Source organism: Halohasta litorea (genome assembly GCF_024494645.1).
GTDB lineage: Archaea > Halobacteriota > Halobacteria > Halobacteriales > Haloferacaceae > Halohasta > Halohasta litorea.
In genome coordinates this window covers 87574-109532 of the sequence record NZ_JANHDJ010000004.1, presented here as the reverse complement: position 1 = coordinate 109532, position 21959 = coordinate 87574, and the positions used below count along the sequence as shown (strand labels likewise).

Sequence of the window (21959 nt, the reverse complement as noted above, 5' to 3'; positions counted from 1 at the left end):
GATGAACACTTACACGGCGGTTCGTGGATGGGTGAGGTGTGGTTCTATGACAGTCGAAACCCTCCACGACAAGTTCGTCTACGAACTCCAGCAGGTGTACTACATCGAGACCGAACTGGTCGACATCCTCGACGAGATGGTCGAGAGCACGGCCGACGAGACGATCAGCGAGGGGTTCGAAACCCACCAGCGGGAGACCGCCGAGCAGGCCCGACGGCTCGAAGGCGTCTTCGATGCCCTCGACGAGCCGACCGAACTGCGGCAGTGTCACGCTCTCGACGGCCTCATCGAGGACCGACAGGCGTTCCTCGATAGCGCCGTCGCGGATACGGACCTGATCGACCTCTACAACGTCGGCGCAGGGGTGAAAGTCGAGCGCCTGGAGATTTCGGCCTACGAAGGACTGCTGACCCATGCCGATCGGCTGGATCTCCCGAACGAAGTCACCGAACCCCTTGAGGAAAACCTCGACCAGGAGGAGGCCACGCTCAAAGAGCTAAAAGGAACGATGAGCGGCTCGACCGTCCACCAGCTTCTCGGTCGATTGATGGGCTAAGGCGAGCCGAACGCACCCGAGTAGCCTGTCGTCACTCGATCGGAGACAGGTACCCGCGGTGAATCAACTCGTTGTCCGTTTCTTTCAATGTGAGCATCCTTTTACTCCGTCGTCCGAAACGGGCTGATAACACAGACGATGGAATATCAGTGGCTGATAGACCGCGGCGACGAGATCATTGTCAACCGCTCGAAGACGGTCATCGTCGTCTTTCTGCTCGTAACGGCCGCGTTCGTCGGTGGGCTCGGCAGCATCTCTACCGAGAGCGGCCAACAGCAGTTCATCGAGGATCTCCCCTCCTTTCAGGCCATCGAGGACATCAACGAGGATTTCGGCAGTAGTTTCTCCGATGAGACCACGAGTACAACCCTGATCCAGGAGGCGACCAACGTGCTGGCGAAGGGTGCGCTGGTCGATATGCTCGAAACGCGAAACCGGATCGAAGAGACCGGGGCCTTGCGCGTCAGCGAGACGTCCACAGTGGCCGAAACGATCGCCACGACACTCGACCCCGAGGCGTCGACGCGCGACCAGCAGCTCCGGGCAGTCGAGCGGGCGACGCCGACCGAGATCGACGAAGCGGTACGAGAGGCCGCCGACACGAATTCGGGTTTTACCGGGCAGTTGAGCGATGATTTCAACCGAGAGTCCGCCTCGGCCTCGGCGACACAGGGCAGCGTTACCCACCGGGCCGGACCCGGCGAGGGAGCGGCGACGGGACCGGGTGGGGCCTCGGAGTACCCCCCGAACAAAGAAGAGCGGATGGAGCGGCTTGTTACTGACGACAGTTCGACGATTTGGGTCCAAGGGACCCCGCCGAACACCACCGGAATCACGACAACAGTGGTGCTGCCCTCGGCGCTCGTGTTGATTATGCTGTTTTTGGTCGTCGCCTACCGTGATCTCGTCGACGTCCTCATCGGGCTGCTTGCGATCGTGATGACGCTGGTCTGGACGTTCGGCTTCATCGGCCTCGCGGGGATTCCCTTTGCGGTGTTGTTGATCGCGGTGCCGCCGATCCTCATTGCGATCGGCATCGACTTCGGGATTCACTCGATCAATCGGTATCGTGAGGAACGGGTCACGGGGAAGGGGATCTCCGAGTCGATGATCCTAACGACCGACCAGGTGAGCGTCGCCTTCTTCATCGTCGTCGGCACCTCCGCGATCGGCTTCCTCTCGAACGTCGTCAGTCCCTTCCCGCCGACGCGGGACTTCGGGATCGTCGCCGCCGCCGGGATCGTCTTCACGTTCCTCATCTTCGGGGTCTTCGTCCCCGCCCTGAAGGTGACCGTCGACCGCGCCCGCGAGAAGTATCCCATTCCAACCTTTTCACAGGCCCCGTTCGGCTCCGAACGCTCGCCGCTGGGGCGGCTGCTGGCGGTTGGCGTGACGGTCTCGAAACGCGGGCCAGTCGTCTTCCTGTTGCTCGCGTTGGTGCTCACGGGGGGCGCTGGCGTCTACGCGACAGATGTGGGGACCGGATTCAGTCCCGATGACTTCAATCCGGAAGCCGAGACGCCGGAGTACCTCCAGTATCTCCCCGAATCGATCCGCCCGCCAGCGGAGTTCGACTACGTCCGGCTCAACGACTACCTCGATGAGAACTTCGAGCAGGACGGCCAGGTTCAGATGTATATCGAGGGCGATATGCGGCGGAATACGGCGCTCGAAGAGATACATCGGGCGGGTGAGGATCCACCGCCGACGTTCCGTACTGACACCCGACAGGCCGAGACGGAAAGTATCGTGACGGTCATCGAGTCCCGCGCCGAACAGGACCCCGAGTTCAGGGCGCTCGTTGATCGCAACGACCGCAACGACAATGGGATTCCAGACCGGAACCTCCCGCGGATCTACGACGAACTCGGCGAGGACACCACCAGCGGCTTCCTCGATGCGGACCGCCGGAGCACGCGGGTCCTGTACACCGTCGACGGCGATGCCGACGACGATGTCGTCACCGACGAGGCATACAGCCTCTCGGAGAACTTCCGGACCAACGCCCAGCCGACCGGCACGAACGTCATCTTCGACGAGGCCATCTCGCTGGTCTTCGAGTCGGTCGTCCAGAGTCTCGTGTTGACGCTTATCGGTGCCGCGCTGTTCCTCGTGGCCGCCTACTGGGTGATCGAGGGATCGCCCTCGCTGGGCGTCGTCAACGTGATTCCGATCATCGTGACCGTCGTGGCGCTGGTCGCCTCGATGCGTGCGCTGAATATCAGCTTCAACGCGATCAACGGCACGATCCTGGCGATCGCGGTCGGCATCGGCATCGACTACTCGGTCCACGTCGTCCATCGGTTCGCCGACGAGTACCACGAGCGGGACCTCTACGAGGCGCTCCAGCGCACCGTCGTCGGCACCGGTGGGGCGCTGACAGGGAGCATGCTCACGACCGTCTTCGGGATCGGTGTCCTCGTGCTCGCGCTCAACCCCGCACTCGGCGCGTTCGGCGCGCTGATGTCGCTGAGCGTGCTGTATGCGTACCTCTCGTCGCTGATCGTCCTCCCGTCGGTGATCGTCGTCTGGGCCCGCCTTCGTGGTGACACGACTGCGAAGCTTCCGCTTGTCGGTGCGGTTAGCGACAGACTCCTCGGGCAGCAATCGTCGACACTCCCATCGGGAAGCGACGACTGACCGTGGGAGCGTAAGACTAACCATCCACCGTGGGAATCACTCTGTATGGATTGGCCACACGATCCCGATGGCGAGCAGGGCAGCGAGGGTGGACGCCAGTACGGCCACGCGGTAATCGCAAAGAAAGTCGACGAGGAGGGCGACTTCCCGCTGGATCGCGACAGTTTCGTCGCGGAGTACGGCGACGATCCGATCCGCATCGACCACGAAACGGTCGTCCCGCTCCGGGAGATCTTCGAGAACGTCGAGGAGTCGTCGTTCGAGGATATCGTCGAGATGCATCAGGCGGTCGGACGGGCGATGCGCCGCAGCGGGCTGTGGTTCTACGAGGGTGCCGACCAGTTCAGCCGAACGAGATAAGCGGGCTGACGGCTCCAACTACTCTTCTTCGTTCGTCAGTATCTTAATGGTTCTGCAGGTGGCTTTTAGCCGGTTGCCGCGATATAGCCTGTATGCGCAATGGTATCACAGTTCGTGACGTAATGAATCGAGAGTTCGTCGGTGTCAGCGAGTCCGACGGGCTCGTTGAGGCCGCCGAACTAATGCGGTCGGAGCCGACCGAGGCAGTCGTGGTGGTGCGCGGCTCGGAGCCCATCGGAAGCCTCTCGACGGCGACGGCGTTGGCCGCGCTGTTGGATGGTGATCCAGGAGACCGAACGGTTGGCGACGTGATGGAGCCGCCGGTGCCGACGATCAGCCCCGACGCCTCGCTGGCCGACGGGACCCGGCAGCTCATCGCGCGCGGGACGACCCATCTGCTGGTCGTCGATGACGACGAGATCGTCGGCCTGCTGACCGAGCGGGACGTACTGGCCGCCACTGAGACGGCCGAGGCTCCCACGACCCCCACCGCCGCGGCCGGAACCGGGGCGACCGAAGCCGCCGAGGGTGGTGCGGAAATCGACGCCGAGGGTGCCACCGAGGAGTCGGTCCAGGGGATCTGTGAGGGCTGTGGCTCGTTGACGCCGGAGCTCTCGACGGTCAACGGACAGCTGGTCTGTCCGGACTGCCGAGCCTACTGATGGAGATCACCCAGCCAACTCTCTCGGATGTCGAGACGCTCGTCGACTGCTGGGTCGAGCTGGCGGCCGACCAGCGGCAGTACGGCTCGCGGCTGCTGACCGAGGAAAACCGCGAGGCGGTGAGCGACGCCATCGCCCAGCACATCGTCACCGACGGGCTGTTGGTCGCCGAGGCCGACGAAACGCTGGGATTCGTGATGTACCACGTCGAGGACGGGCGGTACCAGCAGGACCAAACAACGGGTGTGATCCTCAATCTCTACGTCCGGCCCGAGGCGCGGGACGACGGTATCGGTAGCGAACTGCTCGAAGCCGCCGAGGCCGATCTCGCGGAGGCGGGCGTCGACACCGTCACCCTTGAAGTGCTGGCGGCCAACGACGCCGCCCGGCGGTTCTACTCGCGGCACGGCTACCGGGACCACCGCATCGAGTTGGCAAAGCGGATCGAAAACGATACACACTCAAAGGGGGACCCGTAATCGACAGATGCGCGCTAGGAGAGCATGGGGGGTTCATGCACTCGACTTGTAATCGAGACTTCCAGGGTTCAAATCCCTGTCCTAGCTTCTCTCAACTGACTCACTTCGGTAGCCGACGCTCTCGTTTTTAAACAACATCGCTGTGGCTCTCAGTCAACTGCATATAAAAATTCGGTGGTAGGTATGAGTCGACAGGCCGACAGCGCCCAGTTAGCCTCAGGCTAACTGCTCGATGTTCTGGCGGCTTCGCCGCCAGAGCCAGAGCGGCTTTCTACGAAAGCTGCTCTATATTTTCGACGACGGCGTCGGCGAACTCGCTGGTGGCGAGTTTCTCGCCGCCCTCGATCTGTCGGTGGAGGTCGTAGGTGACCGTCCGGTCGACGATCGTCTGCTCGACGGCATCACGGACGAGCTGTGCGGCCTCGTCCCAGCCGAGGTAGTCGAGCATTTCGCGACCCGAGAGGATCATCGCGGTCGGGTTGACCTTGTCCTCGCCAGCGTATTTGGGTGCGCTGCCGTGGACCGGCTCGGCCAGACAGCGGCCGTGACCGAAGTTCGCACCGGGTGCGATGCCGAGCCCACCGATCTGGGCACCGGCAGCGTCGGACATGTAGTCGCCGTTGAGGTTCATCGTCGCGATCACGTCGTACTCGTCAGTCCGGGTGAGGATCTGCTGGAGCATGTTGTCGGCGATGCGGTCCTGGACGACCACGGTGCCCTCCGGCTGTTCGCCGTCGTACTCCTCCCAGAGTTCGTCCTCGGTGAGGACGTCGTCGCCGTACTCCTCTTCGGCGAGCTCGTAACCCCAGTCACGGAACGCGCCCTCGGTGAACTTCATGATGTTGCCCTTGTGGACGAGTGTGACCGTCGGCCGGTCGTTGGCGATGGCGTAGTCGATAGCCTCGCGGATGAGCCGCTTCGAACCGAACTCGGTGATCGGTTTGACACCGATGCCGACCGGGCCGTCGTGGATCGTCGAGTCGAAGCCCATCTCGTCTTCGACGAACGCTTTTACTTCCTGGACTTCGTCGGTGCCGGCTTCCCACTCGATGCCCGCATACACGTCCTCGGTGTTCTCTCGGAACGTGACCATATCCATCGCGCTCGGGTCCTTGACCGGCGACGGCACGCCGTCGAGGTGGTAGGTCGGCCGAACATTGGCATAGAGATCCAGCTTCTTGCGGAGCGCGACGTTCAGCGAGCGGAAGCCCGCACCGACCGGCGTCGTCAGCGGCCCTTTAATCGCCACACGGTGTTCGCGGATCGCGTCGACGGTCTCCTGGGGAAGGTTCTCGTCGTACTTCTCGCGGGCGGAGCCACCGGCGTACAGTCGCATCCACGCGATCGAGCGACCGGTCGCCTCGGCGGCGGCGTTCAGGACCTTCTGGGCAGCAGGGCCGACATCCGAGCCGATCCCGTCGCCGTAGATAATCGGAATGGTTGGCGTCTCCGGAACGTTCAGCTCCCCGGTTTCCTCGTCGGCAAGCGTGATCCGCTCGCCCTCCTCGGGGACATCGATCTGATCGTAGCTCATAGACGTTCACGGATTTTCAGGGGATGGTAAAAGTCCTGCCGTTCTCCGTGTCAGCAGCATAATTACGAGTAATTCTCCGAAGATGTATGTCTCCTACAATAATACTACAAGCAGTACTCCAATTCACGGCCGTCCGAACAATGGTTGGACTGGCAACCAGATCTCATGTCTAATAATTTAAACCAAGAAATTAAGGTATCCAGCCGGGATATTACCCACCGATGACCGTATCAGCAGCCGACACATCCTGTGCCGACGATGGGATCTACCGAACGACCTTCGACCCGTCGGCGCAGCACCCCTGTGCGGCGGTCGTCGAAGCCATCGAAACAGCGACGGGCTCCAGGACGCAGGCTGTGCTCGCAGACAGCATCGACCCCGACACGCTGACCCAGTTGTATCGGGACGATGGCAACGGTTCGTGGATACTGTGTTTCGAACACGACGGGGTGGAGGTTACCCTCTGGGGTAGTGGTCGGATCCACGTCGACACCGAGGCGGTCGAATCATCACCCACAGGGACGACTGAGCCGAGTACACACTGTTGAGATCCGGTCTGCAGTCGGCACTACCGACCCGAACGCCACGTAAAGAGGGCAACCCCTGCAATGACGGCGACTGCGACCCAGACACCGAATCCGGGCGTGGTGTCGCCGGTCACATCCGAGCTGTCGCGGGTTGGTGACTCCTCGTTGTCGTCTTCGATTTCGGCGACGGCAAACAGCGAAAAGCCACCGGTCTCGGCGGCCAGTGTGACGGTCTCGGTGGTGGCGTTTTCCACGCTCGTATCGAGTTCCTCCCAGCCGCTATCGGTTTCGTGAACGATCGTTGCGTTTTCGGGGTTGTTCAGGTCGGCTGCATCGATATCCATGCTGACTGTTGCCGCCGTATTGCTGGCTTTCGTGCCGTTCTCATCAAAGACTGAAATATTGGCAACAGTGATGACGTTGACGCGGTCTGTCGCAGTCGACTCGTTGGTCGACGCGTTGGCTGCGGTTTCGTTGGTCCCAGTATTGTTCCCATCGCTGTCGTTCGCGGGAGGGCCCCGAGTAATGTTTCGGGCTACTGTTTCAGCAACGGAGTCGGTCAGTGCCCTTGGTGGGTTTCTGTACTCCTTGATGTCGACAGTGCCGCGGAGGTTCTCGTCGGCGAGTGTGATCTCCGAGACGGTTTCGGTTTCCGTCTCGGGGGTGACCGTGAGGCCAGGCGTCTCCGGCCTCCTGTCTTCGATGTCGACTGTGGCCGCAGCGTCAGGGGTTCTCTCCGAGACCTGTTTGACGACCTCGGCGATATCCCGTCCGGCTCCGTTGGCGGCCTGGCTGTTCGCCGGGGGCCCGGCATCACCCGGCCCACCAGCATTGCCTGGACCACCAGCATTGCCGTCTGGAGTGCCCGCTCCCGGAGTAGCGTTTCCTCCTGGTCTCCCACCAGCATTCTTCGAACCAGTTCCACCAGCGGTTCCAGGACCGCTACCAGCGGTGTCCGAATTACCACGACGGCCATTTCCAGGACCGCTACCAGCGGTGTCCGAATTCTCAGTACCAGCAGTTCCGCTACGGCCTCCTGGGTTGTCCGAACTGCCACTGCCACCGTCTCCGTTGCCGCCACCTGCAGTATCCGAACTGCCACCGCCATTGTTTCCATTGTTGCCACCCGCGGTATCCGAACTGCCACCGCCATTGTTTCCATTGTTGCCACCCGCGGTATCCGAACCGCCACCGCCATTGTTTCCGTTACCGCCACCCGCAGTATCGGAACTGCCATCGCCACCGTCTCCGTTGCCGCCACCTGCGGTATCCGAACTGCCACCGCCATTGTTTCCATTGCCGCCACCCGCGTTGTCGGCACCGCTCGATTGAGCGGCGGTCGTCCCGGCGAATGCAGCTCCCGTCGCACCCATCGACACCACGACAACCACCGCGAGCACGACAGCCTGAATTCGCACGCGACGCCCCGTCATCGTGTGATCTGCTTCCTGGTCGAGACGGTAGCAGTTGGCCGTTGCTTGCGGCGACCTGTACACGCCATCGGGAGGGTCGGGTTGGGATTCGGTTTCATAGCGGAATTATATACGCCGTATTGTAGTTCTCGAAAGCGCCCACGCGTCCATCGGCTGTTGCCCGGATAGCGATATGCGGTGTTCGGTACTTGCCAGATTTGTGTCTCTCTACTTTATATTATTGGTTGAATGTATGTAATCTGTTGCTTCGTTGGCCTGTTGTCAGTGGCTGGGGGCTGTCGGAACCTCTTTGCGGGCGAACTGCCAAAGAGGCGGGTATGAGCAGCGAACCGCTCGATGACGACACAGTCGACAGCTACCGCGAGGCCGGTGACATCCTCGTCGAGACGATGAACGAGGCACGCGAGATGATCGAACCCGGCGTCACACAGCTCGAAGTCGCCGAATACGCCGAAGACGCGATCCGAGAGGCCGGAGCCGGGCTGGCATTCCCAGTCAATATCTCGGTCGACGAGGCGGCCTCCCACGCGACGCCCGCCCGCGATGACGATACCGAGTTCGGCGAAGAGATGATCTGTCTGGACATCGGCGTCCACGTCGACGGCTACATCGCTGACGCCGCCGTGACCGTCGATTACACCGGCAACACGGAACTCGTCGAGGCCTCGGAACAGGCCCTCGAAGCCGCCGTAGACGCCGTGGGCCCGGGCGTCGAGGTCGGGGCGATCGGCGCGGAGATCGAGTCGGTGATCGAGGGCTACGGCTACACGCCGATCCTCAATCTGACGGGCCACGGCGTCGAGCGCTACGACGCCCACACCGGGCCCAACATTCCGAACCGGGCGGTCGATCGGAGCGTCGAACTCGAAGTCGGCCAGGCGATCGCCATCGAGCCGTTCGCCACCGACGGCCGCGGCAAGGTCGGCGAGGGCGCGACCGAGGAGATCTACGAACAGGTCGCCGACGGCAGCGTTCGGGATCGCCGGGCCCGGCAGGTCCTCGAAGAGATCAAAGCCTTCGAGGACCTCCCGTTTGCGGCGCGGTGGCTCGATAGCTCGCGGTCGGAGATGGCCCTGCGGCGGCTCAAGATGGCGGATGTCGTCAAGGGGTATCCGGTGCTCAAGGAGGACGACGGCCAGCTAATCAGTCAGGCCGAACACACGCTGTTGGTCACCGAAGACGGCTGTGAAGTAACGACTGCGGGCATCCACGACTTCGACTGACGGCGTCGGCAACGGTCAGGCGTTGTTCATTCGCAGCGTCGTTTCGGTCCCGCAGTCGACACACCGCGTGACTCGGTAAGGTTCCCGGGAGAACTCGGCGTTTTCGGTTTTCTGGCTCTCGGTTCGGATCTCGACGCGGACGGCATGGGAGGTCTCCCGGCCACACTGCGAACAGTACTCGACGGTGTTGTCGGGGGTGGAGGGCGTTGTGGCCATGTGCCCGCAGGTAGGCCACACACGAGAATAAAACCAGTATCCGACAGTGCTGAATGTTCAGCCGTCTTTCGGGAGATAGCAACTGTCTAACGGATACGATTATACCGGCTTACTAACTGTACGCTTATATGGACCAGATCTTCGCGCCGTGGCGGATCGACTGGGTCGAACGCGACGACAAGAACGCTGACCTGGAGGGGTGTCCGTTCTGCGTGCTGCCCGAACGGGACGATGATCGGTCGAACCTCATCGTCGCCGAAAGCGACGCTACAGTCGTCATCCTCAACAACTACCCCTACAACCCCGGCCACGCGATGGTGATCCCGCGCCGCCACGTCGGCAGCTACGCCGAGCTGACCGAGGCCGAACTCCTGGATCACGCCCGGCTCAAACAGGTCACCCTCCGCGCGCTGGATGCGGGACTCAACCCCGACGGCTGCAACACGGGGATGAACCTCGGGGAGGGCGCTGGCGGCTCGATCGGCGACCACATCCATACCCACATCGTCCCGCGGTGGACGGGTGATACCAACTTCATGCCGGTAATCAGCGACTCGAAGGTCATCGTTGAGGCCGTCGACGACACCTACGGACGGCTCCAGGAGGGCTTTGCTGCCCAGCCCGAAGCGACCGACGACGACCCTGACGGGGCCGTCGAAATCGCCTTCGACTAACGAGACCTGCCGACTTTTGTATCGCCGAGCGAACCCACACGCATGGAGGAGCTACAGACGCCCGTACTCGACAACCATCTGCATCTCGACCCCGAGCGGGGCCGCGGGATGGAGGCCGTCGAGGAGTTCGCCCGCCTCGGCGGCACCCATCTGCTGATCGTCAACCAACCGTCGTGGAAACTCGGCGTGGAGTCGACCGACCCCGAGGAGTTCCGGCCGGTGTTCGAGACCACCATCGAGATCGTCGGCGAGGCCACCGACCACCTTCCCGGACGGGCCTGGCCGATTCTCGGTGCGCATCCAGGACTCATCAGTCGCCTCGTCGAGGACCGCGGCTGTTCGCCCGCCGAGGCGCGCGACTGTATGCAGGGAATCCTCGATATCGCCGCCGAGTACGTCCAGGAGGGCCAAGCCCTGGGGCTCAAATCGGGTCGACCGCACTATGATGTGAGCGAGGCGGTCTGGGGTGCGTCGAACGACGTAATGAAACACGCTTTCGAGTTGGGGGGCGAACTCGACTGTGCAGTCCAACTCCATACGGAGGCCAGCAAGGATCTCACCGAGGTCGCCGACTGGGCCGAATCCCGCGGACTCCCGGCTTATAAGGTCGTCAAACACTACGCGGGCGGTCGGCTCGCCGGACCGACGCCGAGCGTGATGAGTAACAAAGACCGGATCGAGACCGCCGCAAAGTCAGGGGAGCCCTTTGTAATGGAGACGGATTTCATCGACGACCCAGAGCGTCCTGGAGCCGTCCTCGGGCCGAAGACAGTACCACGGCGGGTGCGATGGCTCCACGAGCAGGGGTACGACGATGCGATTCGGACGGCTCACGTCGAGACGCCCGAGCGCGTCTACGGGATCGACACCGAGTCGACGCTCTCGTAAGTTAATAATGCGGCCTACTGTTCGACGATGATCGCACCGCGCATGCCGATCGATTTGTGTGGAAGACTGGCGTACCTGTAGATCCCGGTTTCGTCGAACGTATGCTCGAACGTCGTGTCTGTGTCGCTCGTCGGCTCCTCGGAGTCGATGTCGCTGTCTTCAAAACTGACTGTCGCCGAGGGGCTCTCGGCGCTCCACTCCCACGTGACGGTCGTGTCGGGTGAGATTCTGAGGACCGGCGGCGAAAACGCCAAGCTGCCACCGTTGCCCTCCGCACCGACGGTCACCGATGCGGTCTCGGCGTCGGTTCGGTCGGTGATCTCGCCATCGAAATTGCTGCTGTGGACGACCCACTCGTCGACCGTCTCGTAACCGGTCGACGGCGGCTCGTCGACGATGACGAGCCCCTTCATCCCATCGTCCCGATCCGGCTCCGAGACGAAGGGGTAGGTGCCGGGTTCCTCGAAGACGTACTGATAACTCGTTCCGGGCTGGGCGTTCGGTCGGCCGCTGTCGAAGGTTCCATCGAGCGCGACGACGTTGTGAACGCCGCCATGACCGGTCCAGTTCCACCGGACGATGGTGTTGGGAGACACCTCGACGACGACCGGATCGAAGCCAAGCCCGTCGTCGTACTCGTGGCCGACGTGGATGTCGGCGCGTCCGTGAGTACCAGTTCGGATCCGGTCGCCGGTGTAGCCGTTTGCGCTCTCGAGCCACTCGTCGACCGACTCGGGGGGTTCGATTTCGGTGGCTTGTGTATACTCGTCGGTCGACTCGCTGGTGGTGGCTGTCGGTTCCGGGCTGTCGCCCGCCGCGGAGAGACAGCCAGCGACCGAAAGAAGTCCCACGGCTGCCGCACTCTGGAGTATCTGACGGCGTCTGGGTGTGCGTGACATACTCTTAAATATAGGTGCGAAATAGGGAAGGATCTAGGGATAACTAAAATGGTGTTATGTGACCGATCCAGCGAGTAGCCGAAAGTGGTGTGGTAACCAGTCAGTGACGGCAGGTGCAGCATGTGAGGCCTGACATCCCGACACCGAGTCGACGCTGTCGTGACCGGCACCTGTCAGTAGTCACCGGCTACTGTACCGTAGCTAGCGGCTAACAGCCGGGTTATGACCAGCTATGGCCGCTGAGAGTCCGACGATAAGAAAGGCATTTGAGTCCCCACCCAGAGTAATGACGTATGACAGATGAGCCCGCCGAGACGTTTTACTCCGAAGACCGCTGGCAGAACTGGCTAACGCGGGTCGAAGACGAAGAACTCGATCCCGAAAGCGAGGATTTCGCCCGGCTCTATTTTAATCTACAGAACGACACGACGATCGCGATCGCCAAGGTGATCTCGGCGGCCAAGGACGGCCGCGTCGACGAGGAGACCACCCTCGACAAACTCGAATTCATCAACGAGGTCGTGATGGCCGAGCCGGAGTTCGACGGCGAGGAGGAGCTACTGTTGATCGACAGCGTCCAGACCAGCCTCGTGCCGGTCTTCTATGCCGCCGAGGAGTACGTCATCGGCGGCCCCGTCGAGGAGTACCCCATCGAGGAGTGTGTCGACGCCGCCATCGAGGTCGCCACCGAGGAGGAAGACGTCGACGCCGCGTTGGCGTATCTGGTGCAGGCAGGCACCCTGATCATCGACGGCGCAGAGTTCGACGGGACGGAGGTCGACGAGATCGATTCGTGGATCGTCTCGGAGTGGTTGAACGGGTTGGATAGTCTCCAGGATGCGTTTGCGGACCCGGAAGTCATCGACGAAGAGTAACCTCCGAGGCGGTTAGATTGGTTGCTAACTAGTTCGTGCTGTCTCAAAACGATACTGAGTTCCGAGGGTTGATAGTTAAACAACTCAGTGGCATTACCTCTAACGCCGCCTAAACTCCGTTCACAGGGTGTACGCTATTCTAACGTTGTGTTACTGTCTGTAATAAGATGCTGCTGTGACTCTCAGCGGCAACACTCTAGACGGCTTTGCGACGCAATCTGTGAGTTTACTCGTTGCAATCCGCCCGGAGACAGACCGGCGTTGGTCTCATCAGCTTGGAGCCGCCTCATTCGACTGATACGGTTTCGAATCCGAAACCATCTACCGATTTTACTCAATGTGATATCTCAGCCATCACAGGTCACCCTGCAAGGAGTTCGAAGTAGTCAATCGCCAGTTCTCGATTCCCACTGCCGTTGGTCTCAGAATCGAGAATCAAATAAAGGTCATCGTAATTATTAGATATGGCTTGTTCCTCGTCATCATCGAAACTATAGGTATTGTCCCCTTCTTCGAGGACTTGTCGCTCCGTAAGTACCTCACCGTCGCTGTTGACGAGTGAGAAGCCGAAGTCACCACCCCCAACCTGTATCCGTTCAATAATAAACCTCATCGTGTACGTCTCGGCTGACTCGTCCGTTGGTGGGAGTGCGAATCCGACATTAAGATCCTCCTGACCACCGGATGAAATGGCTGTCGCAGTATCGCCACCTTCCTCGTTAACAGCAGATGGGTTCTCGATATCTCCGCTGGGATTCACTGGTTGGACGGCATCGCCACTATTATCATCACGGTGGTATGTCTCTTCAGCGTAATCGTACTCCTCTTCTGATTCCTCTTCAACACTCCCGTCGATTCCGGTAGGCTCGAGCTGAATTCCAACGGAACTCAATTCAAGTGCCTCGGGTGCTACACTGAGATTGAGCAAGTCATGGTCTTCACCAGCTACGGGATCGATATCTACACCGTCTCCGAACTGACGTTCCCAGTAGCCGGTTCCATTTAGCCTGGTTGGAATCTTCACGGAGTAATTCCCATTCGGATCAGGGAGTGAGACATTATTCAGATCGTTTGAAGGATACAGCTCAAGCGTGACCCGTCCGGTTCCCGTCTCCTGGAACTCGTTTTGAAGTGCTACAATAGTCAGATTACCGGTATCATCGACGATCTGTTGATCTTCGATAACGACTAGATCGTTCCCACGGTCACGTTCGTCAAGATAGAGTACCGAGTTTTCATACCATGTCGACCCGATATCTAGTTCATTGTATCCTGGCTGGTATTCGATAAATCGGGTTGGAATATCCTCGGTGGAAGATCCGTTCGAAATTGAAATATTGTGCTGCTCTGTCCGTATGGTCCCTGCTGCTGGTGGTGGATTGATTCCTAGAGTCCGTGCTCGATAATCAGTTCCCAGATTGAGACTCTGGAACCGAGGGGACTGTTTCTGGCTAACATCTGTGATCGCATGATGAAGCGATCGGAGCTCATACCGAATATCTTCATGATGTTCAAATTCGGTCTCAGCATTCTGTTGCGGAACTACTTGGGCTTGATAAACCGCCAACAACAAAACGAGAAACCCAATCACGAAAATAAACCCAATAACGGGGGCAACAGCACGGTTGTTTCCTACGAATCCCTGCCTCATGAATATATTTCAACGGCGTTTATTTCGAGATGTTCTTTATTAGTCGTGTTTAAGACAAGATAATTTATATCACCGCTTTCATCTACGTGCTCATAACCCACATGATCGTCAGTATCAAGCTTCTCATCAAGTGTGTCCCAATACTCAGTTTCGTTCAGCCGCGTTGGAATTCTCACCGTTAGCTCTTCGCTATCATCAAGATCGCTGAGATCGACGGCAGACTGATTGGGGAGTAGCTCAACCGTTTCTCGGTTGGTCCCGCTTCGTTGGAAGGTGTTCTGTAGGGTCGTGATTTTGAGTTTATTTCCGTCTGTAACCAGATGTTGGTCTTCGATTGTGATGGCATTTCTCGTCCCTGGTTCATCAACATACAGAACAGAATGCTCGTACCAGGTCGACCCCGCGGTTATTTCATTATATCCTGGTTGGTATTCGATGAATTTAGTAGATATGTTTTCTGTATCAGTACTATCGCTGATAGAAATGTTATACGCTTCGCTTGTCTGTAGTGTCCCCGCAGGTGGTGCCGGATTAATTGTCAGTATCCTCGATTGATAATTTGTCCCCAGCTTTACACTCGGAAACTGAGACACATCGGCCTGTCCAGCCGTCGAAATTGCGTTTCGGAGTTCAATCATCTCGTTTCGTACGTCCTCGAAATGTTGGAATTCCGTTTGTGCGTTCTGTTGGGGGAGGATTGTCGCCTGGTATGTTGTGAGTGTCAGGACGAGAATTCCTAATATCAGAATGAACCCAACAACTTCAGAGACACCACGCCTATCGTTCCAAATCGTCGTGCTGGGATTCCGATCACGCACAGTTTATCACTTCGGTTGTCCTCGACAATCGTATATCAGTGTCACTCCGTTCCGGTCCGATCTGCCGGTACCGCAGTCGCTGGCTTGGTCTATTTGAGACAGTAATGTCAATTTTGCAATCAGTTATAAACTGACCCGTAAAATCAAAAAAAGAGACCGTATTGAGAAAGAAAGCCGAAATAGAGGTCGCTCGGAACAGGTGACTGAGCCAATTCATCGGATACTGAATGAACGGCTGTTGTGTACATAAATACGTGGCTAAAATCCTGATAAATTGTCATTTGCGGCACCAGCAAATTCGACAGTCAACGTATATACTATCGACACACCCATAAGCCCACTCTCGCAATCAGCCGGTATGACTCCCGTCGGCATCGACGCAGTCGAGATCTGGACTGGCAAGCTTCAGTTGGATCTCCCGGAGACGTTCGCGCCCGCCAAGGACGAAGACCCCGACAAGTATCGGAAGGGAATCGGCCTCGAACACTCCTCGTTCCCCGATACCTACGAGGATATCGTCACCATGGGCGCGAACGCGGCCAAACGCCTCCTGGAGCGCAAGGGACTCACCCCCAGCGACATCGGCCGGATCGATGTCGCCACCGAGTCGGCCTTCGACAACTCCAAACCCGTCTCGACCTACATCGCTGGCTGTCTCGAACAGTATTACGACGAGGACTTCCGGCACGCCAACAAGGGCGAGCGGAAGTTCGCCTGCGTCGCGGGCACCCAGTCGGTCGACGACGCCTACAACTGGATTCGGGCCGGGCGAAATCGTGGCCGTGCCGCGCTCGTGATCGCCACCGACACCGCCCTCTACGCCCGCGGGGACCCCGGCGAGGCAACCCAGGGCGCGGGTGCGGTCGCCATGCTGATCGACGAGAACCCAGATCTGGTCGAGATTTCGACCGAACAGGGCTACGGTAGCATGGACGAAACCGACTTCCTCAAACCCAATCAGCAGTTCCCCTCCGTCGACGGCAAGCGGTCGATGCAGGTGTATCTCTCGCGGATGCGTGAGGCCGTCGAGGATTTCGAATCCGTGGCGTGGGATATGCACCCCGACGACTTCGCCTACATTCCGTTCCATACGCCGTTCCCGGGGATGGTCCGCAAGGCCGCCCTGCTGGGCTATCGGCATATGAGCCGCGATACCGAGCTCGAAGACGAGCTGGCCGACGAGCTCGGCTACCAGCCCCGCCAAGACGAGTACACCTCGTGGGATGCCTACGAGGAAGCGATCCGCGACTACATGGACGAACTCAAAGACACCGACCAGTACCGCGCGTGGTACGACAAGGCCATCGAGCCGACCCTCGGCATTTCGCGGCACGTCGGCAACTGGTATACCGGCTCGGTCCACATCGCCCGCATTGCAGCGCTGAAATACGCCGCCGAAACCGACCGCGAGCTGGCTGGCGAGAAGCTGCTGATCGGCTCGTATGGCTCGGGTGCGCAGGCCGAGATCCATGCCGAGACCGTCCAGGAGGGATGGCGCGAGGAGATCGCGGAGCTCAACATTGACGCCCAGATCGACGCCCGCTACGATCTGAGCTACGAGGAATACGAGCAGGTCCACGACAGACACAACCACGACAAAACGGCCACCGATCTCGAAGAGTTCACCGAGCCCGAAGACGAGTTCGTCTTCACTGGCTGGGGCCGGATGAGCGAGCGAAAGTACGACTACGTCGAGTAGTCTCCCCCTCCCGGCGCAATCGGTATCCGCCCGGCCCGCGTTGTCGACACCAATGGAGTCCCCCAACGACGAGCACGCCGCCGGCTCGCCGCCGAACAAACCGGTTCGACTCGCCGACCGCGACGAACTACTCGCTCTCCTGGAAAATCACTCACCCGTACTGGTCGATTTTTATACCAAGGGCTGTACGCTCTGCCAGTCGATCGAACCCGTCTTGGGCAACGTCGCCCGAACCGGGATTACCGTCGGAATGATCAACCCACGGGTCGACCTCGATCTCGTCGACGAATACGCGATACGGAGCGTGCCGACGCTGATCGTGTTCGAAGGCGGCGAGGAAGTCGGTCGGCTTGCCGAGGGGTTCCAAGGAACCGATGCAGTTGTCGAGTTTATAAACAGTCACGTCACCGATGACGCGGTCGACCCATCCGTGGAGCCTTAAGCCAACGCCTGCAGATCGGTGAGCGCGTCGTCGAGATCTCGCGTCGACGTGGCCAGCGAGAACCCGTCGACCTGCGCCAGCGCCCCAGCGTGTTCCCAGAGATCGTCGGCCTCGATCCCGTGGAGGATGACGGCGTTCGGGGTGGGGTTGACCACGCGCATGGCGACCAGCGGCCCCTCCCCGCGGGTCACGTCGGTGAAGACGAGCCCCCGGTCGGTGCTCTGGCCGTAGAGCCGATAGAACTCCTCGTTGGAGAGTCGAGTGATCGTCTGGATGCTGTTGATGACGGTGTGGCCGTTGACGTAGTCCCGATCCCCGCGGACGATCTCGGTTGCATCGAGCGCCTCGTAGAGGTCCTCGATCGGTAGCGCCGTCGAGTACTCCCGGAGATCGTAGACGATGTCGTTTTCGAAGCCCGCCGACAGCACGCGACCGTACTGTCGGATTCGGCTTCCGCCGCGGGACTCGTCGACGTCCAACAGCGCCATGACGAGCCGCCGAACGATCCCGATACCGGGGCTCTCTCGCCGCCCGCTTTCGTAGTCGGAGATCACCGACGAGGAGACCTCCATCCGGGCAGCCAGATCGGTCTGGGAGACCTCGAAATCCGTCCGCCACTTGCGGAGCGTCGCCCCGGGGTCCTCGCTGAGGGTGATCTCGCCGGCGATTCGGTGGGCGAGATCCTCACGAACCGTCGACGTCACCGTGGCCCCGCTGTGAACTGTTGCATACTGTGTGACCGGCCGTCCGAGACAAAAGCGTATCGAAACAGGGGTTCGACACCTGACGAAGTCAGCGTTCCTGACGGCCGGAGATCGAGTCGGGTTCGAGCCGGTAGAGTTCGAACTCCAGCTCACTGGCGCGTCTGTCGTAGATCGTCACGAAGGGAATGTTGATCTTCCGGACGCTCTCGGCGGCATGGGAGTCGAGTGCCATCTCGGTGACTTTCCGGAGCGGGCCACGGGCGATGACGCTCTGCCAGCCGTCGATCGATTCGGCCATCACGACCAGCGAGGCGGCGACACCGTCGTCGACGAAGGCGCGTTTGTCGCTCTCGGGGGCGAAGCCGAACCGGACATAGAGGCACTCCGCGCCGGAATCGTAGCCATAGGAGACCGGAATCGAGTACGGCTCGTCGCCGTCGGCAAAGGAGATCACACCCACACCACCCGAACCGAGCAGTGAATCGATCTCCTCGTCGTCGAGTTCGGTCGATTGGACCTGTGACATACTACCCATTTCTGTCGATAGACGAATGAATCCACCGGTAGGTTCTGTTTATAAAGGATGTCGCCGCTATATGGGCTCCCAGTCGACGGACGGTCGGAAACGAAGCCACTGTGCTGCCAACACCGGAGCCCGACAGGCTCCCGTCGATGGCTTCGCAATCACTAAGCACCGGACCGACCTTGTGCCGGTAATGGTTGATTGGACCGAAAGCTATCGCCCGCGGAGCCTCTCGGAGCTTCGGGGCAACAACAAGGCCCGCGATGCCCTCCGAGAGTGGGCCGACTCGTGGGACGACCACCGGGAGGCGGTCGTCCTCCACGGCTCGCCGGGTGTCGGCAAGACCTCGGCGGCCCACGCCTTAGCCAACGATATGGGCTGGGAGACGGTCGAACTCAACGCCTCCGACCAGCGGACCGCCGACGTGATCGAACGGTTCGCCGGGCGGGCGGCGATGAACGCTACCCTCTCGGGCAGTGCCTCGGGTGGCGGTGCGGCAGGTGGCGACACAGCCAGCCGACAACTCGTCGTCCTCGACGAGGCCGACAACATCCACGGCAACTACGACCGCGGCGGGAAGGCCGCGATCACCGAACTCGTCAAGAACTCCGGCCAACCCATCGTCCTGATCGCCAACGAGTTCTACGAGATGTCCCGCGGCCTGCGCAACGCCTGCCAGGAAATCGAGTTCCGCGACGTGGGCGCGCGCTCGATCGTCCCCGCCTTGCGAGATATCTGTCGACACGAAAACGTCGAATACGAGCAGGCAGCACTCGATGCGATCGCCGAAATCAACAGCGGCGACCTCCGCGGGGCAGTCAAGGATCTCCAGGCCGCCGCCGAGGGTCGGGACGAGATCACCGAGGCCGACGTCGTCACGAGCGAACGGGACAAGTCGATGGATATCTTCCCGTTCCTGGATGCTGTTTTAAAAGAGGAGTCGGCTCAGGAGGCCCTCCAAGCGTCCTACCGCGTCGACGAGACACCCGACGACCTCACCAAGTGGATCGAGGATAATATGTTGGACGTCTACGACGCCGAGGAGGCGGCCGTTGCCTACGATTTCCTCGCCAACGCCGACGTCTGGCTGGGCCGGGTGCGGGCCACACAGAACTACAGCTTCTGGCGGTATGCGGGGGATAACACCGCCGCGGGGGTGGCGGCCGCGCGCAAGGGAACCAAGGGCGGCTGGACCCGCTACGGTCGACCGCAGTTCTGGCCGAGTTCGAACAGTACCGCCGACGAGGTCTGCCAGCAGATCGCCGAGCACAGTGGCACGAGCATCGCCATCGCCCGCCGGGCGATTCTCCCCTTCTTGTCGGCGATGACCCACCACTGCAAGCCGCGGGCGCTAACGGTGACGATGGCTGCCGCCTACGATCTCGACGAGTCGCAGGTCTCGTTTATTACGGGAAGCGGCGAGTCGACCAAGAAGGTTAGTTCGATCGTCCAGGACGCCCAAGCTCGACGCGAGGACGCCATCGAGGACCACGCTGGCGGGGCGTTCGCCGGGCGGGAGACGTCTGCCGACGCCGAAAGCGAACCCGAACAGGAGGGCGAGCCGACCGATCCGATCGACGACCCTGCCTCGGAATCGGCTCCCGACGAGGCGACTCCCGACGATCCCGAGGCGTCCGAGTCGGATGAGGCCGCCGACGATCAGGCCGGGCTCTCCGATTTCTTTTAACTATTTGCCGACTACTTTTCATATCGTATTAGTTTGAGCCGTCGGATAAATCGACGACGTACGCAGCACCGGAAGTGAGTCCCTGTTCGGGGTCTTGGGTTGCGCCGACCAGACCCGTTTTGCCGTCCCTGGAGATGTCGACGGTAGTTCCGAAGGAGTCGGGGATCGCTCGTCCCGCAACTGCCGCGTATTTTTCGCGTTGTGTCCAGCCGCTGCCGTCGGTTTCGAGCAGATGGACCGCACCGGCTACGATCTGCTCGCCGTCCTGTTCTGACCGTTCGCCGTTCTGGCTTCCGACAAGCGCCCTCGTTCCGTCGGGAGAAAGCGCGACCGAACTCCCGAACCGAGAGTTGGCGTCGACGGCGTCGGGGACGACCGTCGCCTGCTGTGTCCACGAGCCACCGTCAGCTTCGAACACGGACACCGACCCGGAGTTCTCGCCAGTGTCGGTGTCGTCCAAGTAGTCACCGAGGAGCGCGAGCGTGCCGTCGCTCGACAGTGCCACCGCGCTTCCGAACTGTCCGTTGCTCTCGCCGCCCTCGGCGAGGAGTTTGGCCTGCTGGCTCCAACTCCCGTTGTCGTCGGCAAACACGTATGCTGCACCGGCCTCGTCGCCGTTCTCGTTGGTGTCGTCGGTGGCTCCGAGTAGGGCCGTCGTCCCGTCGCCCGACAGCGCCGCGGTCATTCCGAACTGGTGGGCATCCTCGCGGTCGGCGGCGGTGAGTCGCGCTCGGTGTTCCCACGTGCCGTCGACCCGTTCGAGGACGTGGGCCGACCCGTCGAGATAGTCGTTGGGGCGTTCCCGGGAAAGTGGGTTCGCACCGACGAGCGCCGTCGTGCCGTCAGCCGACAGTGCCGCCGAGAGACCGAACCGCTCGCCGGGTCGTTGTCGAGCCGACGTGAGTTCGGTCTCGCGGGTCCACTCCTCGCCGTCGTTCGTGAGGACGTACACCGTTCCCGTCGGGGGACCGGACTCCCTTGCACCCGCCGGAACGCCGACCAGTGCCGTGGATCCATCGGCCGACAGCGCGACAGAGAAGCCCAGCAGGCCAGGAGCGTCCGGCTCGTCGGGGGTGATCTCGGCCACCTGATTCCACGCCTCGCCGTCCCACTCGAAGAGGAAGGCCTGTCCGGTGTCGTCGGCCGTCGTCACGTCGCCGACGGCACCGACGATGGCCGTCGTTCCGTCCGCCGAGAGAGCAAGATCGTTGCCCATTCGGTCGTTTTTGCCCACACTCTCAGGGAGGAGTTTCGTGTTTCCCGACGGTCCCCCGGTCGACTCGGACGGTCCCCCAGTCGACGTGTCGGTCGACGAGGTAGTACAGCCAGCGAGCCCACCCACTGCAGCCACCCCGACCACGCCCAGCAGCCGACGTCTGCGTCGTTGCATAGGTGATACTGCCGAAGTTCTTTTTTAAAATGATATTGGTCGACGAATATCTCGGTCGAGTTCGCCGCCCGCCGTGGTG

Annotated in this window: 22 protein-coding genes and 1 tRNA gene; 14 read left to right on the top strand and 9 right to left on the bottom strand. The window is 60.8% G+C overall.

The features are described from left to right. The first annotated feature begins 46 nt into the window (after window positions 1-46). The 6 genes from NO877_RS10900 (at window position 47) to NO877_RS10875 (ending at window position 4784) form a co-directional block, all read left to right on the top strand. Window positions 47-556 carry a YciE/YciF ferroxidase family protein gene (locus NO877_RS10900; protein ID WP_256396366.1) on the top strand — a complete coding sequence of 170 codons (510 nt, stop codon included), beginning with the start codon at window positions 47-49 and terminating at the stop codon, window positions 554-556. Window positions 557-694: 138 nt separating this feature from the next. Beyond that, complete coding sequence (locus NO877_RS10895) at window positions 695-3196, top strand: efflux RND transporter permease subunit (RefSeq protein WP_256396365.1); 2502 nt, start codon at window positions 695-697, stop codon at window positions 3194-3196. A 45-nt stretch (window positions 3197-3241) separates the two neighbouring features. Beyond that, complete coding sequence (locus NO877_RS10890) at window positions 3242-3556, top strand: DUF5785 family protein (protein WP_256396364.1); 315 nt, start codon at window positions 3242-3244, stop codon at window positions 3554-3556. A 92-nt stretch (window positions 3557-3648) separates the two neighbouring features. Further along, window positions 3649-4218 (top strand): CBS domain-containing protein, encoded by a 570-nt coding sequence (locus NO877_RS10885; protein WP_256396363.1) that lies wholly within the window; start codon window positions 3649-3651, stop codon window positions 4216-4218. Further along, window positions 4218-4697 carry a GNAT family N-acetyltransferase gene (locus tag NO877_RS10880; protein ID WP_256396362.1) on the top strand — a complete coding sequence of 160 codons (480 nt, stop codon included), beginning with the start codon at window positions 4218-4220 and terminating at the stop codon, window positions 4695-4697. The genes NO877_RS10885 and NO877_RS10880 overlap by 1 nt, the downstream gene beginning before the upstream one ends. Window positions 4698-4710: 13 nt before the next feature. Then, window positions 4711-4784, top strand: a tRNA-Thr gene (locus NO877_RS10875). Window positions 4785-4968: 184 nt separating this feature from the next. Here NO877_RS10875 and icd read toward each other — a convergent pair. After that, window positions 4969-6231, bottom strand: coding sequence for an isocitrate dehydrogenase (NADP(+)) (gene icd, locus NO877_RS10870; protein WP_256396361.1), 1263 nt, complete (start codon window positions 6229-6231; stop codon window positions 4969-4971). A gap of 221 nt (window positions 6232-6452) precedes the next feature. Here icd and NO877_RS10865 point away from each other — a divergent pair, with 221 nt between their 5' ends. After that, complete coding sequence (locus NO877_RS10865; protein ID WP_256396360.1) at window positions 6453-6779, top strand: HalOD1 output domain-containing protein; 327 nt, start codon at window positions 6453-6455, stop codon at window positions 6777-6779. Window positions 6780-6799: 20 nt separating this feature from the next. Here NO877_RS10865 and NO877_RS10860 read toward each other — a convergent pair whose 3' ends face one another. After that, a complete protein-coding gene (locus tag NO877_RS10860) occupies window positions 6800-8191 on the bottom strand; it encodes a hypothetical protein (RefSeq protein WP_256396359.1) in 1392 nt (463 codons plus the stop codon). Window positions 8192-8508: 317 nt separating this feature from the next. Between NO877_RS10860 and map the strand changes: the two genes are divergently transcribed. After that, on the top strand, window positions 8509-9414 hold the full coding sequence (gene map / locus NO877_RS10855; RefSeq protein WP_256396358.1) for a type II methionyl aminopeptidase: 906 nt from the start codon (window positions 8509-8511) through the stop codon (window positions 9412-9414). Window positions 9415-9429: 15 nt separating this feature from the next. Here the strand turns inward: map and NO877_RS10850 are convergent, their stop codons facing one another. Continuing rightward, window positions 9430-9630 (bottom strand): DUF7835 family putative zinc beta-ribbon protein, encoded by a 201-nt coding sequence (locus NO877_RS10850; protein WP_256396357.1) that lies wholly within the window; start codon window positions 9628-9630, stop codon window positions 9430-9432. 128 nt (window positions 9631-9758) lie between these two features. Here NO877_RS10850 and NO877_RS10845 point away from each other — a divergent pair, with 128 nt between their 5' ends. Further along, complete coding sequence (locus NO877_RS10845) at window positions 9759-10304, top strand: HIT family protein (protein WP_256396356.1); 546 nt, start codon at window positions 9759-9761, stop codon at window positions 10302-10304. A 42-nt stretch (window positions 10305-10346) separates the two neighbouring features. Further along, the gene (locus NO877_RS10840; RefSeq protein WP_256396355.1) at window positions 10347-11192 is read left to right on the top strand and encodes a TatD family hydrolase; all 846 of its coding nucleotides are present in this window, start codon (window positions 10347-10349) and stop codon (window positions 11190-11192) included. A 14-nt stretch (window positions 11193-11206) separates the two neighbouring features. Here NO877_RS10840 and NO877_RS10835 read toward each other — a convergent pair whose 3' ends face one another. Then, window positions 11207-12091 (bottom strand): halocyanin domain-containing protein, encoded by an 885-nt coding sequence (locus NO877_RS10835; protein ID WP_256396354.1) that lies wholly within the window; start codon window positions 12089-12091, stop codon window positions 11207-11209. Between the two features lie 293 nt (window positions 12092-12384). On the opposite strand from NO877_RS10835, the gene NO877_RS10830 reads away from it, so the two are divergent. Next, a complete protein-coding gene (locus tag NO877_RS10830; protein ID WP_256396353.1) occupies window positions 12385-12966 on the top strand; it encodes a DUF2150 family protein in 582 nt (193 codons plus the stop codon). Window positions 12967-13327: 361 nt separating this feature from the next. Here the strand turns inward: NO877_RS10830 and NO877_RS10825 are convergent, their stop codons facing one another. Together NO877_RS10825 and NO877_RS10820 are read right to left on the bottom strand one after the other, a co-directional pair. After that, the gene (locus NO877_RS10825; RefSeq protein ID WP_256396352.1) at window positions 13328-14617 is read right to left on the bottom strand and encodes a hypothetical protein; all 1290 of its coding nucleotides are present in this window, start codon (window positions 14615-14617) and stop codon (window positions 13328-13330) included. Further along, complete coding sequence (locus NO877_RS10820) at window positions 14614-15435, bottom strand: hypothetical protein (protein WP_256396351.1); 822 nt, start codon at window positions 15433-15435, stop codon at window positions 14614-14616. The genes NO877_RS10825 and NO877_RS10820 overlap by 4 nt, the downstream gene beginning before the upstream one ends. Before the next feature lie 358 nt (window positions 15436-15793). On the opposite strand from NO877_RS10820, the gene hmgB reads away from it, so the two are divergent. Beyond that, on the top strand, window positions 15794-17134 hold the full coding sequence (gene hmgB / locus NO877_RS10815) for a hydroxymethylglutaryl-CoA synthase (protein WP_256396350.1): 1341 nt from the start codon (window positions 15794-15796) through the stop codon (window positions 17132-17134). A gap of 52 nt (window positions 17135-17186) precedes the next feature. After that, window positions 17187-17576, top strand: a complete 390-nt coding sequence (locus NO877_RS10810) for a thioredoxin family protein (RefSeq protein ID WP_256396349.1) — start codon at window positions 17187-17189, stop codon at window positions 17574-17576. On the opposite strand, the gene NO877_RS10805 is transcribed toward NO877_RS10810, so the two are convergent. Together NO877_RS10805 and NO877_RS10800 are read right to left on the bottom strand one after the other, a co-directional pair. Further along, window positions 17573-18280: a helix-turn-helix domain-containing protein gene (locus NO877_RS10805; protein WP_256396348.1), complete on the bottom strand. Its 708-nt coding sequence runs from the start codon at window positions 18278-18280 to the stop codon at window positions 17573-17575. The two genes, NO877_RS10810 and NO877_RS10805, sit on opposite strands and share 4 nt — an antisense overlap. An 88-nt stretch (window positions 18281-18368) precedes the next feature. After that, window positions 18369-18806 carry a pyridoxamine 5'-phosphate oxidase family protein gene (locus tag NO877_RS10800; protein WP_256396347.1) on the bottom strand — a complete coding sequence of 146 codons (438 nt, stop codon included), beginning with the start codon at window positions 18804-18806 and terminating at the stop codon, window positions 18369-18371. 190 nt (window positions 18807-18996) lie between these two features. On the opposite strand from NO877_RS10800, the gene NO877_RS10795 reads away from it, so the two are divergent. Continuing rightward, a complete protein-coding gene (locus tag NO877_RS10795; RefSeq protein WP_256396346.1) occupies window positions 18997-20490 on the top strand; it encodes a replication factor C large subunit in 1494 nt (497 codons plus the stop codon). Between the two features lie 28 nt (window positions 20491-20518). On the opposite strand, the gene NO877_RS10790 is transcribed toward NO877_RS10795, so the two are convergent. Then, window positions 20519-21880: an FG-GAP repeat protein gene (locus tag NO877_RS10790; protein ID WP_256396345.1), complete on the bottom strand. Its 1362-nt coding sequence runs from the start codon at window positions 21878-21880 to the stop codon at window positions 20519-20521. Window positions 21881-21959 lie beyond the last annotated feature (79 nt).

What these genes read in the sequence shown, in the direction of transcription:
- NO877_RS10860 (WP_256396359.1), bottom strand. Translation starts at nt 8,191, where the DNA reads ATGACGGGGCGTCGCGTGCGAATTCAGGCTGTCGTGCTCGCGGTGGTT.
- NO877_RS10810 (WP_256396349.1), top strand. Translation starts at nt 17,187, where the DNA reads ATGGAGTCCCCCAACGACGAGCACGCCGCCGGCTCGCCGCCGAACAAA.
- NO877_RS10850 (WP_256396357.1), bottom strand. Translation starts at nt 9,630, where the DNA reads ATGGCCACAACGCCCTCCACCCCCGACAACACCGTCGAGTACTGTTCG.
- NO877_RS10885 (WP_256396363.1), top strand. Translation starts at nt 3,649, where the DNA reads ATGCGCAATGGTATCACAGTTCGTGACGTAATGAATCGAGAGTTCGTC.
- NO877_RS10895 (WP_256396365.1), top strand. Translation starts at nt 695, where the DNA reads ATGGAATATCAGTGGCTGATAGACCGCGGCGACGAGATCATTGTCAAC.
- NO877_RS10825 (WP_256396352.1), bottom strand. Translation starts at nt 14,617, where the DNA reads ATGAGGCAGGGATTCGTAGGAAACAACCGTGCTGTTGCCCCCGTTATT.
- NO877_RS10795 (WP_256396346.1), top strand. Translation starts at nt 18,997, where the DNA reads ATGGTTGATTGGACCGAAAGCTATCGCCCGCGGAGCCTCTCGGAGCTT.
- NO877_RS10800 (WP_256396347.1), bottom strand. Translation starts at nt 18,806, where the DNA reads ATGTCACAGGTCCAATCGACCGAACTCGACGACGAGGAGATCGATTCA.
- NO877_RS10830 (WP_256396353.1), top strand. Translation starts at nt 12,385, where the DNA reads ATGACAGATGAGCCCGCCGAGACGTTTTACTCCGAAGACCGCTGGCAG.
- NO877_RS10890 (WP_256396364.1), top strand. Translation starts at nt 3,242, where the DNA reads ATGGATTGGCCACACGATCCCGATGGCGAGCAGGGCAGCGAGGGTGGA.
- map (WP_256396358.1), top strand. Translation starts at nt 8,509, where the DNA reads ATGAGCAGCGAACCGCTCGATGACGACACAGTCGACAGCTACCGCGAG.
- NO877_RS10880 (WP_256396362.1), top strand. Translation starts at nt 4,218, where the DNA reads ATGGAGATCACCCAGCCAACTCTCTCGGATGTCGAGACGCTCGTCGAC.
- NO877_RS10840 (WP_256396355.1), top strand. Translation starts at nt 10,347, where the DNA reads ATGGAGGAGCTACAGACGCCCGTACTCGACAACCATCTGCATCTCGAC.
- hmgB (WP_256396350.1), top strand. Translation starts at nt 15,794, where the DNA reads ATGACTCCCGTCGGCATCGACGCAGTCGAGATCTGGACTGGCAAGCTT.
- NO877_RS10835 (WP_256396354.1), bottom strand. Translation starts at nt 12,091, where the DNA reads ATGTCACGCACACCCAGACGCCGTCAGATACTCCAGAGTGCGGCAGCC.
- NO877_RS10790 (WP_256396345.1), bottom strand. Translation starts at nt 21,880, where the DNA reads ATGCAACGACGCAGACGTCGGCTGCTGGGCGTGGTCGGGGTGGCTGCA.
- NO877_RS10865 (WP_256396360.1), top strand. Translation starts at nt 6,453, where the DNA reads ATGACCGTATCAGCAGCCGACACATCCTGTGCCGACGATGGGATCTAC.
- NO877_RS10845 (WP_256396356.1), top strand. Translation starts at nt 9,759, where the DNA reads ATGGACCAGATCTTCGCGCCGTGGCGGATCGACTGGGTCGAACGCGAC.
- NO877_RS10900 (WP_256396366.1), top strand. Translation starts at nt 47, where the DNA reads ATGACAGTCGAAACCCTCCACGACAAGTTCGTCTACGAACTCCAGCAG.
- icd (WP_256396361.1), bottom strand. Translation starts at nt 6,231, where the DNA reads ATGAGCTACGATCAGATCGATGTCCCCGAGGAGGGCGAGCGGATCACG.